The following is a 17,519-nucleotide window of genomic DNA, read 5'->3' on the forward strand; positions in this document are numbered from 1 at the left end:
GTGGGCTTTCACATCAGACTTAAGGAACCACCTGCGCGCGCTTTACGCCCAATAATTCCGGACAACGCTTGCCACCTACGTATTACCGCGGCTGCTGGCACGTAGTTAGCCGTGGCTTTCTGGTTAGGTACCGTCAAGGTACCAGCAGTTACTCTGGTACTTGTTCTTCCCTAACAACAGAACTTTACGACCCGAAGGCCTTCTTCGTTCACGCGGCGTTGCTCCGTCAGACTTTCGTCCATTGCGGAAGATTCCCTACTGCTGCCTCCCGTAGGAGTCTGGGCCGTGTCTCAGTCCCAGTGTGGCCGATCACCCTCTCAGGTCGGCTACGCATCGTCGCCTTGGTGAGCCATTACCTCACCAACTAGCTAATGCGCCGCGGGCCCATCTATAAGTGACAGCGTAAACCGTCTTTCCATCTTCTCTCATGCGAGAAAAGAACGTATCCGGTATTAGCTCCGGTTTCCCGAAGTTATCCCAGTCTTATAGGCAGGTTGCCCACGTGTTACTCACCCGTCCGCCGCTAATCTCAGGGAGCAAGCTCCCGTCGATTCGCTCGACTTGCATGTATTAGGCACGCCGCCAGCGTTCGTCCTGAGCCAGGATCAAACTCTCCGAAGAAATGTTTGACTTGCTCATTCGCTTTTTTGATAGTGTGTGCTCACTTAAAATTTAACGTTGGCGCTTTGTTCTGTTCAGTTTTCAAAGAGCGATTTATCGTCGTTACTTCGTAAGCGACTTTAATAATATATCATCTATATTATTCCTTGTCAACGACTTTATTCTTTCGCTGTCGACTTAGTTATTATATCTAGTATCAGGAATAAAAGCAATAGTTATTTTAAAATAAATAATATTCATCTATTCATAGATTTCAAATACTATGACTTTACCCCTGATCAAGAAGAATAAGCTTAGATTTCAAGAGTGAATTTTTTCTTTAAACATTATGTATTTCTTTTATATATAATTCACGATCCCACTATCCATCACCTTCATGACGGGTCATGTTTGCGAGCCGGCATCAATAAAAATGTTTTCAGCGATGAATCCATTGTTCAGTTTGACCCGGCTTCCCATGGAATAATTAGCGAAGCTGATAACAAGCTTTTAACTACCGCAATATCAAATTTACCAAAGTCATCATGGAAGACCATTTCCAATACCTTAAACGGTGACTGTTTCTTTCTATATGCCCTTTCGGAAGTCATGGCGTGAAGTACATCTGCAACAGCAATGATTTTTGAAAATGAGTTCATGGGCTTTGTTTTCAATCTTATGGGATAACCCGTTCCATCTAACCTTCCATGTTGCTCTAGAACGGCTACCTTCACACTATCCTTAATGATGGAACTATCCTTGATCACCTTGGAGCTGAAGAAGGGATGGACATGTATCTCCTTATAATCATCTGCCGTCAGGCTTTCCCTTTTATTTAATAAATTTGGTGGCAGCTTTGCCATCCCGCAATCTGCCAGACATCCTCCAATTGCAGCTTGATGGACATCAGCCCTATTGCACTTCATTTTAAATGCAATACATTATTTCAAAAAAAATCAAAGGGAATTTCAAAAGGGGCTCGGAATTAAAATTCCGAACCCCTTTTTTAGTAAAAGATTATTCTTCCGTATCTTTTTCAGTTTCTTCATTTTCTTCATTTACCGTAGGTTCAGGATCAGAATCCGGATCTAGAGTTGTTACCGCCTCTATTTCCATGTCTTTTTCTTCTTCTTCTTCTTCCCTTCCTACGATGGCCACCGTAGAAACATATTCATTATCTGCAGATTCGAGTCGGATGAGCTTAACACCCTGTGTATTACGGCCCGTTTTAGAAATGCCTTCGACTTCCATTCGGATCAATACACCAGCTGCTGTAATCAGCATCAAATCTTCATCTTCACCCGTAACTGTTTTCACGGCTATAAGTTCACCATTTTTCTCAGTGACATTACATGTTTTTATTCCTTTGCCTCCACGGCTTTGAATACGGTATTCTTCCGCAGAGGTCCTTTTTCCATAACCGTTTTTCGTAACGATCAGGACTTCTTCATCATCTTCAAGAATTTCCATTCCGACAACTTCATCATTTGTCCCTAAGGAAATTCCTTTTACTCCTGCTGCAGTACGTCCCATTGTCCGTACATCCGTCTCTGGGAAACGAATCATCATACCGGACTTCGTTCCAATTATGATCTGTTTCTCTCCATTCGTAAGTCGGACAGAGATCAATTCATCATCTTCACGTAAACCTAGGGCAATTAAACCGTTATTACGGATATTTGCAAAAGACGATAAAGGTGTACGCTTTGATATCCCATGTCTGGTCGTGAAGAATAAATACCAATCGTCCGCAAATTCCTTCACAGGTATGATTGCATTGACCCACTCGCCTTTATCGACTTCCAACAAGTTGATAAGAGGCAATCCTTTTGCCGTCCTGCCATATTCAGGTATTTCATATCCTTTTGAACGATAGACTTTACCTTTGTTGGTGAAGAATAATAGAGTGTCATGAGTCGAAGTGGTTAACAAGTGACCGACAAAGTCATCTGTATTCGTTCCCATACCCTGTATTCCGCGCCCCCCGCGTTTTTGACTGCGGTATGTGGTTGCAGGCAAGCGTTTAATATAACCGTTATGCGTAAGTGTAACGATTATATTTTCCTCTGGGATTAAATCTTCATCTTCCAGGCTTTCAAAGCCGGCTAATGTGATTTCAGTTCTCCGTTTATCATCAAAACGTTCTTTAATTTCAAGAAGCTCTTCACGGATAATTTCAAGAACCTTTTCCTCATCGGCAAGAATCGCTTTATATTCTGCAATTATAGCCATTAATGCCTGATATTCATCTTCAATTTTTTCACGTTCCAGACCTGTCAAGCGCTGTAAACGCATATCCAGGATAGCTTGCGCCTGTTTTTCGGAAAGTGAGAATTGTGTCATTAAGCCTTCACGGGCAATATCTGTCGTTTGGGAACTGCGGATCAACGAGATGACTGCATCCAAATTATCAAGTGCAATACGCAAACCTTCTAAAATATGGGCACGGGCCTCCGCTTTCCGCAGTTCAAATTCAGTCCTGCGACGTATGACTACCTGCTGATGCTCCAAGTAGTAGCGCAGGCATTGTTTTAAATTCAGCACCTTTGGCTGACCGTCCACCAAAGCAAGCAGATTGATTCCAAAGGTGGTCTGCATCGCGGTGTGCTTATACAGGTTGTTTAAAAGGACATTCGCATTAACATCCTTTCGAAGCTCCATGACAATACGCATACCATTGCGATCCGATTCATCCCGTAAGTCGGTGATGCCTTCGATTTTCTTATCTCGGGCAAGTTCTGCAATTTTTTCAATCAATCTTGCTTTATTCACTTGATAAGGGATTTCCTTAACAAGGATTACCTGTTTACCATTCGGTTTCTCTTCAATCTCGACTTTCGCCCGTTGAATGATTGACCCTTTACCGGTTTCATACGCCTTTCTGATTCCGCTTCTCCCTAAAATCAAACCAGCTGTCGGAAAGTCCGGACCAGGAATATATTCCATCAACTCTGGAATTGTAATCTCAGGATTCTTGCTTAAAGCCAATACGCCGTCAATTACCTCACCTAATTGATGGGGCGGAATATTGGTTGCCATACCTACCGCTATTCCTGATGAACCATTCACCAACAAGTTCGGGAAACGGGCAGGCATGACGGCTGGTTCTCTTTCTGAACCATCGTAGTTATCCTGGAAATTGACCGTATCTTTATTTAAGTCCCGGAGTAACTCCATCGAGATTTTCGACATTCTCGCTTCGGTGTACCTCATTGCGGCAGCTTGGTCACCATCGACCGAACCGAAATTCCCATGGCCATCTACAAGCATATAGCGATAGTTAAAAGGTTGCGCCATCCTTACCATCGTTTCATATACTGCCGAATCACCATGCGGGTGATATTTACCGATAACTTCCCCGACAATACGGGCTGATTTCTTAAATGGTTTATCCGAAGTCATTCCAAGATCGTTCATTGCATAAAGAATTCTTCGGTGTACCGGTTTCAAGCCGTCCCTTACATCAGGCAAAGCCCGCGACACGATAACGCTCATCGCATAATCCAAAAACGATGTCCGCATCTCGGTACTTATATTTATTTCTTTAACACCTGATCTTTCATTTTCTGACATGGAGCCAACCTCCTATTAAAAGCTTATATCTCATTTAAGTTTAACTGTTCGTGCACTATGTAAAGAACAGGATGTAAAAAGCATCCTGTCAAAAATCAGATATCAAGATTTTTTACATAAATTGCATTTTCTTCAATGAAGTTACGTCGCGGTTCCACCTTGTCGCCCATCAGCATCTCGAAAGTTTCATCTGCCTCGGCGGCATCTTTCAAACTGACTTGAAGCAGCGTTCTCGTTTCTGGGTTCATGGTCGTTTCCCACAATTGCTCCGGATTCATTTCCCCCAGCCCTTTATAACGCTGCAGGTTAGGCTTTGGAGTACTTGGCAAACTTGCCATGATTTCTTCAAGCTCGCGGTCATTATAAGCATAATCCACTTTTTTCCCTTGCTGAATCTTGAAAAGTGGCGGCTGAGCAATATATATATATCCATACTCGATGATTTTTCGCATATACCGGTAGAAGAATGTCAACATCAGTGTTCTGATATGGGCACCATCCACATCCGCATCGGTCATGATAACAATTTTATGGTATCTGGCTTTTTCAGTATTGAATTCATCACCAATGCCCGTTCCAAGTGCTGTGATGATCGTACCTATTTCTTCATTGTGCAGGATTCTGTCCAATCGCGCTTTTTCAACATTCAGGATTTTACCCCTTAGCGGCAATATGGCTTGGAAGTGGCGGTCCCGCCCTTGTTTTGCCGAGCCTCCCGCAGAGTTTCCTTCAACGATGTATAATTCGCTGATACTCGGGTCCTTAGAAGAACAATCTGCCAATTTACCTGGTAGATTCGATACTTCCAAAGCACTTTTCCTCCGGGTCAATTCACGTGCTTTCTTCGCTGCCAAACGGGCTCTCGCTGCCATTTGCCCTTTATCTACTATTTTTCGGGCCACGGCAGGATTTTCGTATAAGAAGGCATCAAGTCGTTCCGAAAGAATGGAATCAGTAACCGTCCTTACCTCAGAGTTTCCGAGTTTGGTTTTCGTCTGACCTTCAAATTGCGGATCAGGATGCTTAATCGAAATGATTGCCGTTAAACCTTCCCGGACATCTTCACCTGAGAAATTGGCATCCGCTTCTTTTAAAAGACCATTTTTCCGTGCATAATCATTGATGACACGGGTCAAAGCAGTCTTGAATCCCGATTCATGCGTACCGCCTTCATAGGTATGAATATTATTGGCAAAAGAAAAGACATTGCTGATATAGCTGTCATTATATTGCAGGGCCAATTCAACGGAAATTCCATCTTTCTCGCCTTCCATGAAAATCGGTTCCTCATGCAATACCTCTTTAGAACGGTTCAAATGCTCAACATAAGATTTGATACCGCCCTCATAGTGGAACTCCCTGATTTTTTCTTCTTCTTCACGTTTATCTTCAATGATCAGCTTCAACCCTTTATTCAGGAATGCAAGCTCACGGATTCGCGTGGCTAATGTATCAAAGTCATATTCCAAGGTATCCGTGAAGATTTCACCATCAGGAATGAAGTGTACAGTCGTTCCGGTATGATCGGTTTCCCCGATGATTTTCAAATCTTCTTTTGGGATACCGCGGTTAAATTGCTGATAATGGATTTTACCTTCACGATGAACGTAAACTTCCAATACCGTGGATAAGGCATTAACTACTGATGCCCCCACACCATGCAGACCGCCGGAGACCTTATAACCTCCGCCGCCAAATTTACCACCCGCATGAAGGACCGTCATGATTACTTCTACAGCCGGACGTCCCATTTTTTCATGGATCCCCACTGGAATTCCCCGACCATTATCGACTACGGTTATGCTATTATCTTCTTCGATCGTCACTTTGATTTCCGTACAGAAACCAGCCAGTGCCTCATCAATACTATTATCGACAATTTCCCAAACAAGATGGTGAAGTCCTTTTGCAGAGGTAGTGCCGATATACATCCCCGGACGTTTACGAACTGCTTCTAAGCCTTCTAAAACCTGTATCTGATTCTCATCGTATGCCTGAGCTTGTACTTCTTTTTGTTCCATTGTCATACGTATCACCTACACTTTTCTTTTGGCATTTATCAATTTTCAGGAGTAATTATAACTTTTAGCTACAATTCAAAGAATATCTATATCATCGATTAAGAGCGATGGCTGCAGTGAACGCTTTTTCAAGGTGGACGACGCGAGCGGTGAATAATAAACCTGTTTGTCCGTCACTACAATCGATTTAACCGAGTTTTTTGCTAAATGGGAAGTTACATCGGACTTTTTCTCCAAAAATTCACTCATGATTGGAGAGGCCTGAAGCAGCTTCTTATCTAAAATGGCTATGACATCGTCCGTTTTCACAAGAATGTCTTCACCAATGTGGAGATACATACATTCACCTCATCATTTAACCTTTTTTATACTTCCTTGACTAACATAAAAGGTGGACGCTTCTCGTAGGGTTTGATGATCGATTCCATCAACGGAGGGTGTCGTCACAAATGTTTGCACTTTCCCCTGTATCGTATTCAGTAAATGGGATTGGCGGAAATCGTCGAGTTCCGATAACACATCATCCAATAATAAAATGGGATACTCGCCGATTTCTTCATGGATCAGCTCAATTTCGGCAAGTTTCAAAGACAAGGCAGTCGTACGCTGTTGTCCTTGTGAACCATATGTCTGGACATCACGGTCATTCACAAAAAAAACCAGGTCGTCACGATGAGGACCTACCAGTGTAACACCCCGTTCAATTTCCCTTGTTTTTATTTTATCAAATTTTTCTGTGTATACTTCTATCATTTTCGTCAAATCCATAGATTCTGATACATCAAGCGACGGTTTATATTGGATTTTCAATACTTCTAGATTTCTGGAGATCCCCGAATGAATAGGTTCTGCCCATTGCTGGAGCTTTAAAAGAAACTCGTACCTTCTTTCGACAATTTTCGCTGCATACTGAATAAATTGATCGGTCAGCACGTCAAGCATCGTCGTATCCGTTTGTTTCCGGGTCTGCAGAAGCTTTAAGTAATGATTTCTTTGTTGAAGTATTTTATGATATTGGCTCATATCATGAAGGTATACGGGAGAAACCTGGCCAATTTCCATATCTATAAAACGGCGTCTGACTAGAGGACTTCCCTTTACAAGGTTAAGATCCTCAGGCGCAAACATGACCACATTCATATTTCCGACATATTGACTCAACTTTCTTTGTTCAATATGGTTGCACTTCGCCTTTTTCCCTTTTTTTGAAATGGTCAGCTCAAGTGGTATTGAGGTATTTCTCTTTCTAACTCTTCCCTCTATTTTAGCATACTCTTCATCCCAGCGAATAAGTTCTTTATCATTTGAGGTCCGATGGGATTTTGCCATTGCTAAAACGAAAATGGATTCCATGACATTTGTTTTTCCTTGAGCATTTTCGCCGAGGATAACATTGACTTTATTCTCAAAAGCCAGATTCAATTCGGTATAGTTGCGGTAATTTTTCAAACTTATATTTTCAATATACATATTCCGCTCTTCCCTTATGTTTTAGCTTGTAATTGTGTAGGTGCCAAATCCAGGAATCTCTATTTTATCACCTGATCTTAATTTCCTGCCTCTTCTCACGTCTAATTCGCCATTAATGTAAACCTCGTATTCACTTAAGAACCATTTCGCCATTCCGCCGCTTTGGATCAAATCGGCCAATTTCAGGAATTGTCCAAGCGTAATATATTCAGTATTGATTTTTATGGAGTCCATTCATGCTTCACTCATTTCTAAGTAGTCTTTAATATTTCATTTTACTAAATTAATCCCATTAAGACAAAGTATAGCTTTTTCAGTTCTTGTTTTTAGCGATTGAGAGTCTCGTACAGAATTGAAAAAACGGCAAAGACCCTTTGGAAACCTATGTTTACATATAAAAAAATTAAAGACCTGCTATACAAGCCTTTAATTTTTTTGAAATATTATTTTAGCTTAATAAGTCCTTACCGGGAGAATTAATTGCAGCATGGAATCGTCATTTAGCGGACGAATGACAAACGGACGCATTGCACCTGTGAAATTAATTTTTATATCGGAACCTTCCAATGCCTTTAGAGCATCCATTACGAATTTGGCACTGAATGAGATCTTCAGGTCTTCACCTTCAATGGCTTCTGCCTGAACTTCCTCAATTACTTTACCAATTTCAGGAGTATTGGAAGAGACTTCGATTATACGGCCTTCCAGGGTTGTCAATTTAACGACATTATTTCTTCCTTCTCTCGCCAATAAAGAAGCCCTGTCGATCGCTTGAAGGAAATCCTTGGTGTGAACAGTCACATCGGTTTTGCTATCTGATGGAATCAAGCGTGATGTATCGGGATAATTCCCTTCAAGAAGTCTTGAGAAGAATAATAAATTTTCAGCTTTGAAAAGTACTTGGTTTTCGGTAATGACGATTTCAATGAGTTCGTTTGTATCATCAAGGATTTTACTTAACTCATTCAGACTTTTACCTGGGATGACAACGCTATAGGTCCCGTTAATTTTATTTTCTATTTTGGCTGTTCTCATTGCAAGCCTATGACTATCTGTTGCAATACAGGTCAATTCGTCATCTTGAACCTTCAAGTTTACACCTGTTAAGATGGGGCGTGTTTCTGACGTGGACACTGCAAAGCCAGTTTGGCGGATAAGGGTCTTTAAAAGGTCCGTTGGAAGTTTGAAAATATTTTCTTCTGCAATGATCGGAAGATGAGGATATTCCTCAGGATCCAGTCCATTTAGATTAAATTCAGCTTTTCCCGAGCGAATAATCGTTTGAAAGTTATTCTCCACTTCAATTTCTACAGTATCCATCGGCAGCTTTTTGACAATTTCACTGAAAAAACGGGCATTCAGGACTATACCGCCGCTGCTTTTAACTTCAACTATCTCATCTCCCTCAACTTCAGCGGGAATGAATGATTGGATGGAAATATCAGAATCACTACCTGTTAGAGTGACTCCCTCACTAGTAACGCTTATCTTTATCCCTGTTAGGATTGGAATCGTCGTTCTTGATGTGACAGCTTTCATTACTTCTTGGACACTATGAACTAATCGATCTCTTTGGATTATAAATCTCATGTTTCATCCTCCAATTTTTTATTGCCGAATAGGCATATTTATTAATAATTTTTATTAAAAAAGATAGTAGTAATAGTAGTAGGCCCTGTTGATATGTGGATAAGTCCACTCAACCTAAGGAAAAACAGTCTATCCACATGTGGACAGACTGTGTGTAAGTAGTCGCCAGTTATTCACATTATCCAGAATCCATTATACCCTCAGCTGGTCCTGGATTTCCTTAACCTGACGTTGAAGCTGGGTGTCCGTTTGCATGAGTTTGGAGATTTTTTCATGCGCATGGATGACGGTCGTATGATCGCGGCCTCCAAATTCATCACCTATCTTGGGCAGGGATGAGTCCGTCAATTCCCTGGAAAGATACATGGCAATCTGTCTTGGAAAGGCCACGGATTTAGTCCGTTTTTTCGCCTTGAAATCCTCAAGTTTGACACTATAATGTTCACCGACCGTCTTCTGGATTTCCAAGATGGTGATTATTTTAGGTTTTGAGCTAGGAATGATATCTTTTAATGCTTCAGCTGCCAAATCGGCATTTATATCTTTATTGATCAATGAAGAATAAGCGACGACACGAATAAGTGCACCCTCAAGCTCACGAATATTGGAATCGATTTGGTTGGCTATATAGAGCATGACTTCGTTCGGGATATCAAGACCCTCAGCTTTTGCCTTTTTACGCAATATGGCAATCCGCGTTTCCAGATCAGGTGGCGTGATATCCGTAATCAAGCCCCACTCAAACCTTGAACGGAGGCGATCCTCTAGTGTAGGTATCTCTTTTGGCGGGCGGTCACTCGAGATGACGATCTGTTTGCTTTCTTCATGCAGCGCATTGAATGTATGGAAAAACTCTTCTTGAGTTTGTTCTTTTCCCGCAAGAAATTGAATATCATCAATTAATAAAACATCCACGCTTCGGTATCTATCACGGAATTCCCCAGCTTTATTGTCCCGGATCGAGTTGATGAATTCATTCGTGAACTTTTCAGACGATAAATAAACGACCTTCGCATTCGGATTATGCTCTAGAACATAATGCCCGATTGCATGCATTAAATGAGTTTTTCCAAGGCCGACGCCCCCGTATATGAATAAGGGATTATAGGCTTTGGCCGGAGCTTCTGCGACAGCGAGAGACGCGGCATGGGCAAAACGATTGCCGGAGCCGATGACAAATGTATCGAATGTATTTTTCGCATTAAGCATATGCTGTGGAAATGCAGCATGCTCTTTATCCTGTTTTTTTATCTTTTTAGGCTGAACAGGAACGGCAAAATCATCATCTTCTTGATTGGGGGGAATGATGAATTTTGCTTCCAATTCCTCACCGGTAAGTTCAAACAATACATCGGAAATAAGATGGGAATAGCGTTCTTCAAGCCAATCCCTGGCAAATTCATTGGGAGCGGTGACTGTTAATGTATCACCTTGCAGTAAATAAGCCTTGGTTGATTTAAGCCAAGTTTCAAAGCTTGGTTTACTGATTTTCTTTTCGATTTTTCCGAGCGCCTGGTTCCAGAGGCTATCGATGTTATCCAAACTTATCCCTCCTTTGCAAAAAAAATTTTAATCATTGTATCTAAATGTATAGGCACAAATAAACTCATCGATTGCCGTCTTCATATTAATTTTGACAGCAAAGGTTCGGTGAGCTGTATTAAGGAATTTTTGTGTTGTGTAATGTGAAGTGCCCAAAACTATATCTTGCGCTGTACAACCTTTGTACAGACTACATCTGGTGAGCCAGTGCAGATTTGAATGTTTATTCATCAACAGGTATTTTAAGAAATATATAATAAAGAAGAAAAAAGGGTTTTCGACAATATCCACCATCTGTGGACAGATTAATATACACAGGTCGGATAAACTATCCACAAGTTATTCACAGTCTGTGGATAAACATTACCTGTTGATAAAGTTATTCAGAGTGAAAACACAAATATAATATCAGAAATTCAGGCGTCTTGCAATGGGTTAGAAAACTTTATCCACAACTTACCGGGCTTGTGGGAAAAACTTTTCCACAGGCCATTGTTATGTGCAAAAGTCTCTAAAATGGGATGTGGATAGAAAAAAACATGTCGAATTTTATCCACAGACCATGATTATAGGCTCGAATTAATTTGATATGAACCAGGTGTTCAAGCCGGAAGACCTGCATGGGGAAAGATCGAAAGGGATTCAGGTTCGTTCTTATAATTTGTCGAATGGTGTGTCGTAAGGGAGGATTACTTGCGAATCTCATATTCGTGCCCATGGATAAAATGATGGAAATTTCCCTTTCCCCAAAAATTTCTATATCAGTTCGGAGCAAAATCATTTACAATAGGCTAGGTAGTAAAAAAAGGCCTACTGGACATTGAGCATTAAAAAAAGAAATTTTTTATGGATGAGGTTGACAAGTAGAAACCTCCATCTATATAATTGTAAAGACTGTCTTTAACTGTTATTCCTCAGGGAGGTGTCATATAATGAAAAGAACTTATCAACCGAATAACCGCAAACATAGTAAAGTTCACGGTTTCCGTGCACGTATGAGCACGAAAAACGGACGTAGAGTAATCGCTGCACGTCGCCGTAAGGGCAGAAAAGTATTATCTGCATAGACCACTGAAAAGTCTCAGTGGTCTTTTTTCGCAAAATAAGGGATTTACTGAGACTCAATTCATGTAATGAAGGTGTAAAAATGAAAAAAAAGTTAAGGATTAAGAAAGAGGATGAATTTCAGCTTGTGTTTAAAAAAGGTGAATCTTCTGCTAATCGGCAATTCGTTGTCTATGTCCTTGAAAAGCCGGGTCAGGATCATTTTAGGATCGGCCTTTCTGTCAGTAAAAAAATCGGGAACGCCGTTATGAGGAACCAAATTAAAAGATACATACGGCAAGCGTTTTTGGAATTGAAAGAAGATATAGAAGAGGGTAAGGATTATATTGTGATTGCTCGAAAACCAGCGGCGGAGATGGACTTTTCCCAGGTGAAAAGCAGCTTGATACATGTCCTGAAACGTTCTAAATCACTAAACTTTAAAATGAAAAAACAATAAAGTCCCCTTAATATCGAATAAGACTCCTCGTATCATATGGTTACTTGAGTAAGATGACATAGAAAATTCCGATTGTAACTGTGGAAAAAGTGGATTACTTTTCCTTGAAATCTTCTAATAAACAGTTCACAATTGTTTCAAAAAAGATTGATTGCAGTTAGGAGGAAATTACGGTTGAAAAAACGAATATTACTCATTATTGGACTAGCCTCGATAATGATGCTGTTGGCAGGGTGTACGGAAATTAAAGAACCTATTACTGCGGATAGTGAAGGTTTTTGGAATTCATACATTGTCTATCCATTATCAGCCCTGATCATCTGGCTTTCTGAAGCATTGGGCGAGAACTATGGTTTGGGAATCATCGGTGTTACACTAATCATTCGCTTAGCAATACTTCCATTAATGATCAAACAGGTGAAAAGCTCGAAAGCCATGCAGGCCATTCAGCCTGAAATGAAAGAACTTCAAGCTAAATACAGCTCAAAAGATGCTGCCACACAACAAAAACTACAGCAAGAAACAATGGCTCTATTTTCAAAATATAATGTGAATCCATTGGCGGGATGTTTGCCGATATTGGTGCAAATGCCGATTTTGATCGGATTTTACCATGCAATCAGCCGTACGGAAGAAATTGCTTTACATAGTTTTCTTTGGTTTGATTTAGGTTCCCCGGATCCTTATTATATTTTACCGGTCGTTGCTGGTATCACCACTTTCATCCAGCAAAAGATGTCCATGGCTGGAATGAACTCGAATCCACAAATGGCGGCACAAATGACGATGATGCTTTACATCATGCCAATCATGATTGTTGTATTTGCTATTAATTTCCCCGCTGCTCTTTCTCTTTACTGGGTAGTTGGTAACATTTTTGGTATCGTTCAAACATATTTCATCAAAGGTCCGGATCTTAGAAAAGCAGCTGCGGAAAACGCGGGAGGGGCAAAGAAAAAGTGAAAAAGGTGACTGCTACAGGACAATCTGTCGAAGAAGCAGTAAATTTAGCTTTAGCTCAACTGAACAGCACTAAGGATCGCGTGGAGATTGAAGTAGAAGATGAAGGAAAAAAAGGGTTTTTTGGTTTATTTGGTGCAAGGAAGGCAATCGTCCATGTGACATTGCCTCCGGATCCCATTGAAGAGACACTTGGATTTTTGAAGAATGTCTGCGTCGAAATGGGAGTCAATGCACAAATAAATGTCACCCGTAAAGGTAAGAACGTAACATTCCATTTATCAGGTGATAAAATTGCATTATTGATTGGAAAAAGGGGTCAAACACTAAATTCACTTCAGTATTTAGCACAGCTGGTAGCAAATCGATATTCGAAGCAGTTTTTGAATATTACCGTAGATGCAGAAGATTATCGAAGCCGCCGCAATGACACCTTAATCCAATTGGCTGAAAGAATGGCAAATAAAGCCACGAAAACAGGTAAAGCTGTTTCACTGGAGCCGATGCCATCCTATGAACGTAAGGTCATCCATAATGCTCTCCTGGATTATCCAAAAATAAAAACAACCTCAAGTGGGACGGAGCCATATCGTCACTTGGTCATCACTCCACTTAAATGAACCTTCTGCCTTTAAGCAGGGGTTCTTTTTTTTAGGCCCTGAATGTCGAATATCTTTTTTGCGAATTTTCCATTCAACAATAAGTGACAAACTTTTTATATTTTCTTGATCCTTAAAGGGGATGGAAGAAAATGAAGCGGGCGATATTTGTTATTCACATGTGGATAAGTTAAAATGGTTGTTACAGAATATGGATTAACGGCGTGTGGATAACTCTTGGAAGGAAGGAGTATCTACTTTTTTTCATGAATATACTGTGGTATTGTAGTAATTTAGGGATTCGACGATTTTATTATCAAAAAAAATAGAACCATCAATATATAAGAGGTGAAAGCATGGAATTCGATACAATCACCGCTATCTCTACTCCCTTAGGGGAAGGGGCAATCGCCATCGTTAGAATCAGCGGTGATGAGGCCATAGAAATAGCCGATAGGATCTTTAAAGGACCAGGTGGAAAAGGATTGCTTGAAGTGAAATCACATACGATTCATTATGGCCACCTTATCCAGCCTAAAACAGGTGAAATCATAGAGGAAGTCATGGTTTCGGTCATGATGGGTCCAAAGACATTTACAAGGGAAGATGTAGTTGAAATAAATTGTCACGGTGGAATCGTTTCGGTCAATAGGGTACTGCAGCTTATTCTCTCACAAGGTGCTCGTTTAGCGGAACCTGGTGAATTTACGAAACGGGCTTTTTTGAATGGCAGGATTGATCTTTCCCAAGCTGAGGCCGTTATGGACTTAATCCGTGCTAAAACGGATAAAGCCATGAATGTTGCATTAGGTCAAATGGAAGGACGGCTTTCGAAATTAATCCAAAATCTGCGTCAGGAAATTTTACAGACCCTCGCTCAAGTCGAGGTAAATATAGATTATCCGGAATATGATGATGTCGAAGAAATGACGCATCGTTTATTTTTGGAAAAAGGCAGTTATGTGAAGAATGAAATAGAGAAACTGCTTCACACCGCCCAACAGGGGAAAATACTTCGGGATGGACTTGCGACCGTTATCATAGGTCGTCCTAATGTCGGAAAATCTTCATTGCTTAACAGCTTAGTTCATGAAAACAAAGCGATCGTCACTGATATTCCAGGTACAACACGTGATGTTATTGAAGAGTATGTCAATGTTCGCGGTGTACCGCTTAAACTTGTTGATACAGCAGGAATTCGCGAAACGGAGGATATCGTTGAACGAATTGGAGTTGAACGGTCTCGTGCAGTATTAAAAGAAGCGGATTTAATATTGCTTGTATTGAACTATTCCGATGATTTCACTACTGAAGATGAGAAACTATTCCAAGCGGTTGAGGGAATGGATGTTATCGTTATCATCAATAAAACAGACCTTCCACAAAAAATCGATATGGCAAAAGTTAAGGAAATGGCGGCATCCCATAAAGTTGTTACGACTTCATTACTGGAAGATCGAGGGGTCGATGAATTGGAAGAAGCGATCGCTTCTTTATTTTTCGAAGGTTCTTTAGAAACGGGAGACCTGACCTATGTGTCCAATGCAAGGCATATAGCTTTGCTGGGACAGGCATTACAGGCTATCGAAGATGCAATTGATGCTATTGAAATGGGTACGCCGGTTGATTTGGTTCAAATCGATTTCACGAAAGCATGGGAGTTACTTGGAGAAATCATTGGCGAAAGCGTTCAGGATAATTTGATCAACCAATTGTTCTCTCAATTTTGTTTAGGAAAATAAGCGTAAAAGGAGGAAAAGGATATGCAATACGAAGCAGGTAGCTATGATGTCATTGTTATTGGTGCCGGTCATGCTGGCAGTGAGGCGGGCCTTGCAGCTGCAAGAGTAGGAGCTAAAACGTTGATGATCACCATTAACTTGGATATGGTCGCCTTTATGCCATGCAATCCCTCCGTCGGCGGGCCGGCAAAAGGGATAGTCGTTAGGGAAATTGACGCTTTAGGCGGTGAAATGGGAAGAAATATCGACAAGACCCATATTCAAATGAGGATGCTCAATACGGCAAAAGGTCCGGCCGTTCGTGCGCTGCGGGCGCAGGCAGATAAATTTCTCTATCAGCAAGAAATGAAAAAGACGATAGAAGACCAAGAAAATTTGACATTGATTCAAGGAATGGTAGAGGAATTAATTGTTGAAAACGACGTATGTACGGGTGTCATCACTAAAACAGGTGCGGTGTACCGTGCGAAAACTGTCGTAATTACGACGGGAACATATTTACGCGGTGAAATCATTTTAGGGGAACTGAAATATTCAAGCGGCCCTAACAATCAGCAGCCTTCCATCAGGCTTTCCGAACACTTGGAGCAGTTAGGATTTGATTTGGTCCGTTTTAAAACAGGAACGCCTCCACGTGTGAATAGTTCTTCCATAGACTATAGCAAAACGGAAATTCAGCCTGGCGATGAAGTGCCTCGTGCCTTTTCTTATGAAACGACAAAGTTCATAACGGATCAATTACCATGCTGGTTAACGTATACGAATGAGGGTACACATCAGCTCATTGATGAGAATCTACACCGTTCACCAATGTATTCCGGAATGATTAAAGGAACCGGACCGCGTTATTGTCCATCGATAGAAGATAAAGTCGTTCGTTTTAATGATAAACCACGGCATCAAATCTTCTTGGAACCTGAAGGTCGCAATACAAAGGAAGTTTATGTGCAAGGTTTATCCACCAGTCTGCCTGAAGATGTGCAAGTGAAAATCCTGCAAACAATTCCGGGACTTGAAAAAGCGGAAATGATGCGTGCTGGATATGCAATTGAATATGATGCCATCGTTCCTACGCAGCTATGGCCTACACTTGAAACGAAGAAAATCAAAAATCTATATACTGCAGGTCAAATTAACGGGACATCCGGCTATGAAGAAGCAGCAGGACAAGGATTGATGGCCGGTATTAATGCAGGATTGAATGCAATGGGTAAGGAAGAACTGATTTTAAGCCGTTCGGATGCCTATATTGGTGTTCTCATTGATGACCTTGTAACGAAAGGCACGAATGAACCATACCGATTGCTGACTTCACGTGCAGAATATCGTTTATTATTGCGTCATGATAATGCCGATCTACGCTTAACGGAAATTGGATTCAATATCGGAATGATCAAAGAAGAACGCTACAAACGTTTCCTTATGAAAAAAGAAGCGGTAGAAATGGAAAAGGAACGATTGAAATCAAACTTCATCAAACCGACCAAAGAGGTGCAAGAAGTCATTACTGCAAGTGGCGGCAGTGAATTAAAGGATGGAATCCGTGCCTCCGATTTATTGAAAAGGCCTGAAATGGATTATTCCCATATTCAGAAGTTGGCGCCAAGTGATGTCGAACTGAGTGAAGAAGTGACGGAACAGGTCGAAATCCAGATCAAGTATGAAGGATATATCGAAAAATCCTTGCAGCAAGTCGATCGCCTGAAAAAAATGGAGAACAAAAAGATTCCAGAGAATATCGATTATGATGCAATTTCTGGTCTTGCAACGGAGGCACGTCAAAAATTAAAGCAGGTCCACCCGCTATCAGTAGCTCAGGCTTCAAGAATTTCCGGTGTGAATCCCGCTGATGTTTCCATTCTGCTTGTTTATTTGGAACAAGGTAAGATTGCCAGAGTATCTCAGTAACGGAAATACC

Annotated in this window: 14 protein-coding genes and 1 rRNA gene (1 of these 15 running past the window's edge); 6 read left to right on the forward strand and 9 right to left on the reverse strand. The window is 41.1% G+C overall.

Annotated features, from left to right (window positions below):
- From A6755_RS01240 to dnaA, 9 genes are all read right to left on the reverse strand, one after another.
- Positions 1-621, reverse strand: a 16S ribosomal RNA gene (locus A6755_RS01240); it reaches 930 nt to the left of the window's first position.
- Positions 622-1,058: 437 nt separating this feature from the next.
- Positions 1,059-1,526 carry an HD-GYP domain-containing protein gene (locus tag A6755_RS01245; RefSeq protein WP_084737282.1) on the reverse strand — a complete coding sequence of 156 codons (468 nt, stop codon included), beginning with the start codon at positions 1,524-1,526 and terminating at the stop codon, positions 1,059-1,061.
- Positions 1,527-1,617: 91 nt separating this feature from the next.
- Positions 1,618-4,173: a DNA gyrase subunit A gene (gyrA, locus tag A6755_RS01250; RefSeq protein WP_063589585.1), complete on the reverse strand. Its 2,556-nt coding sequence runs from the start codon at positions 4,171-4,173 to the stop codon at positions 1,618-1,620.
- A gap of 95 nt (positions 4,174-4,268) precedes the next feature.
- Entirely contained in the window at positions 4,269-6,194 is a 1,926-nt protein-coding gene (gene gyrB / locus A6755_RS01255; RefSeq protein WP_034316251.1) for a DNA topoisomerase (ATP-hydrolyzing) subunit B, read from the reverse strand.
- 75 nt (positions 6,195-6,269) lie between these two features.
- The gene (gene remB, locus A6755_RS01260) at positions 6,270-6,533 is read right to left on the reverse strand and encodes an extracellular matrix regulator RemB (protein WP_034316197.1); all 264 of its coding nucleotides are present in this window, start codon (positions 6,531-6,533) and stop codon (positions 6,270-6,272) included.
- Positions 6,534-6,545: 12 nt separating this feature from the next.
- On the reverse strand, positions 6,546-7,664 hold the full coding sequence (recF, locus tag A6755_RS01265) for a DNA replication/repair protein RecF (protein ID WP_034316194.1): 1,119 nt from the start codon (positions 7,662-7,664) through the stop codon (positions 6,546-6,548).
- A 21-nt stretch (positions 7,665-7,685) separates the two neighbouring features.
- On the reverse strand, positions 7,686-7,898 hold the full coding sequence (yaaA, locus tag A6755_RS01270; RefSeq protein ID WP_034316192.1) for a S4 domain-containing protein YaaA: 213 nt from the start codon (positions 7,896-7,898) through the stop codon (positions 7,686-7,688).
- Positions 7,899-8,117: 219 nt separating this feature from the next.
- Positions 8,118-9,254 carry a DNA polymerase III subunit beta gene (gene dnaN / locus A6755_RS01275; RefSeq protein WP_063589586.1) on the reverse strand — a complete coding sequence of 379 codons (1,137 nt, stop codon included), beginning with the start codon at positions 9,252-9,254 and terminating at the stop codon, positions 8,118-8,120.
- A 192-nt stretch (positions 9,255-9,446) separates the two neighbouring features.
- A complete protein-coding gene (dnaA, locus tag A6755_RS01280; RefSeq protein ID WP_034316187.1) occupies positions 9,447-10,796 on the reverse strand; it encodes a chromosomal replication initiator protein DnaA in 1,350 nt (449 codons plus the stop codon).
- Positions 10,797-11,728: 932 nt separating this feature from the next.
- On the opposite strand from dnaA, the gene rpmH reads away from it, so the two are divergent.
- The 6 genes from rpmH (at position 11,729) to mnmG (ending at position 17,509) form a co-directional block, all read left to right on the forward strand.
- The gene (gene rpmH / locus A6755_RS01285; RefSeq protein ID WP_034316183.1) at positions 11,729-11,863 is read left to right on the forward strand and encodes a 50S ribosomal protein L34; all 135 of its coding nucleotides are present in this window, start codon (positions 11,729-11,731) and stop codon (positions 11,861-11,863) included.
- Positions 11,864-11,943: 80 nt separating this feature from the next.
- The gene (gene rnpA / locus A6755_RS01290) at positions 11,944-12,300 is read left to right on the forward strand and encodes a ribonuclease P protein component (protein WP_034316181.1); all 357 of its coding nucleotides are present in this window, start codon (positions 11,944-11,946) and stop codon (positions 12,298-12,300) included.
- A 174-nt stretch (positions 12,301-12,474) separates the two neighbouring features.
- On the forward strand, positions 12,475-13,263 hold the full coding sequence (gene spoIIIJ / locus A6755_RS01295; RefSeq protein ID WP_034316178.1) for a YidC family membrane integrase SpoIIIJ: 789 nt from the start codon (positions 12,475-12,477) through the stop codon (positions 13,261-13,263).
- Complete coding sequence (gene jag, locus A6755_RS01300; protein ID WP_034316177.1) at positions 13,260-13,880, forward strand: RNA-binding cell elongation regulator Jag/EloR; 621 nt, start codon at positions 13,260-13,262, stop codon at positions 13,878-13,880. The genes spoIIIJ and jag overlap by 4 nt, the downstream gene beginning before the upstream one ends.
- A 335-nt stretch (positions 13,881-14,215) precedes the next feature.
- The gene (mnmE, locus tag A6755_RS01305) at positions 14,216-15,601 is read left to right on the forward strand and encodes a tRNA uridine-5-carboxymethylaminomethyl(34) synthesis GTPase MnmE (RefSeq protein ID WP_054398445.1); all 1,386 of its coding nucleotides are present in this window, start codon (positions 14,216-14,218) and stop codon (positions 15,599-15,601) included.
- 21 nt (positions 15,602-15,622) lie between these two features.
- Positions 15,623-17,509, forward strand: coding sequence for a tRNA uridine-5-carboxymethylaminomethyl(34) synthesis enzyme MnmG (gene mnmG, locus A6755_RS01310; protein ID WP_034316172.1), 1,887 nt, complete (start codon positions 15,623-15,625; stop codon positions 17,507-17,509).
- Positions 17,510-17,519: the final 10 nt, after the last annotated feature.

The organism is Peribacillus frigoritolerans, from assembly GCF_001636405.1.
Lineage (GTDB): Bacteria > Bacillota > Bacilli > Bacillales > DSM-1321 > Peribacillus > Peribacillus frigoritolerans.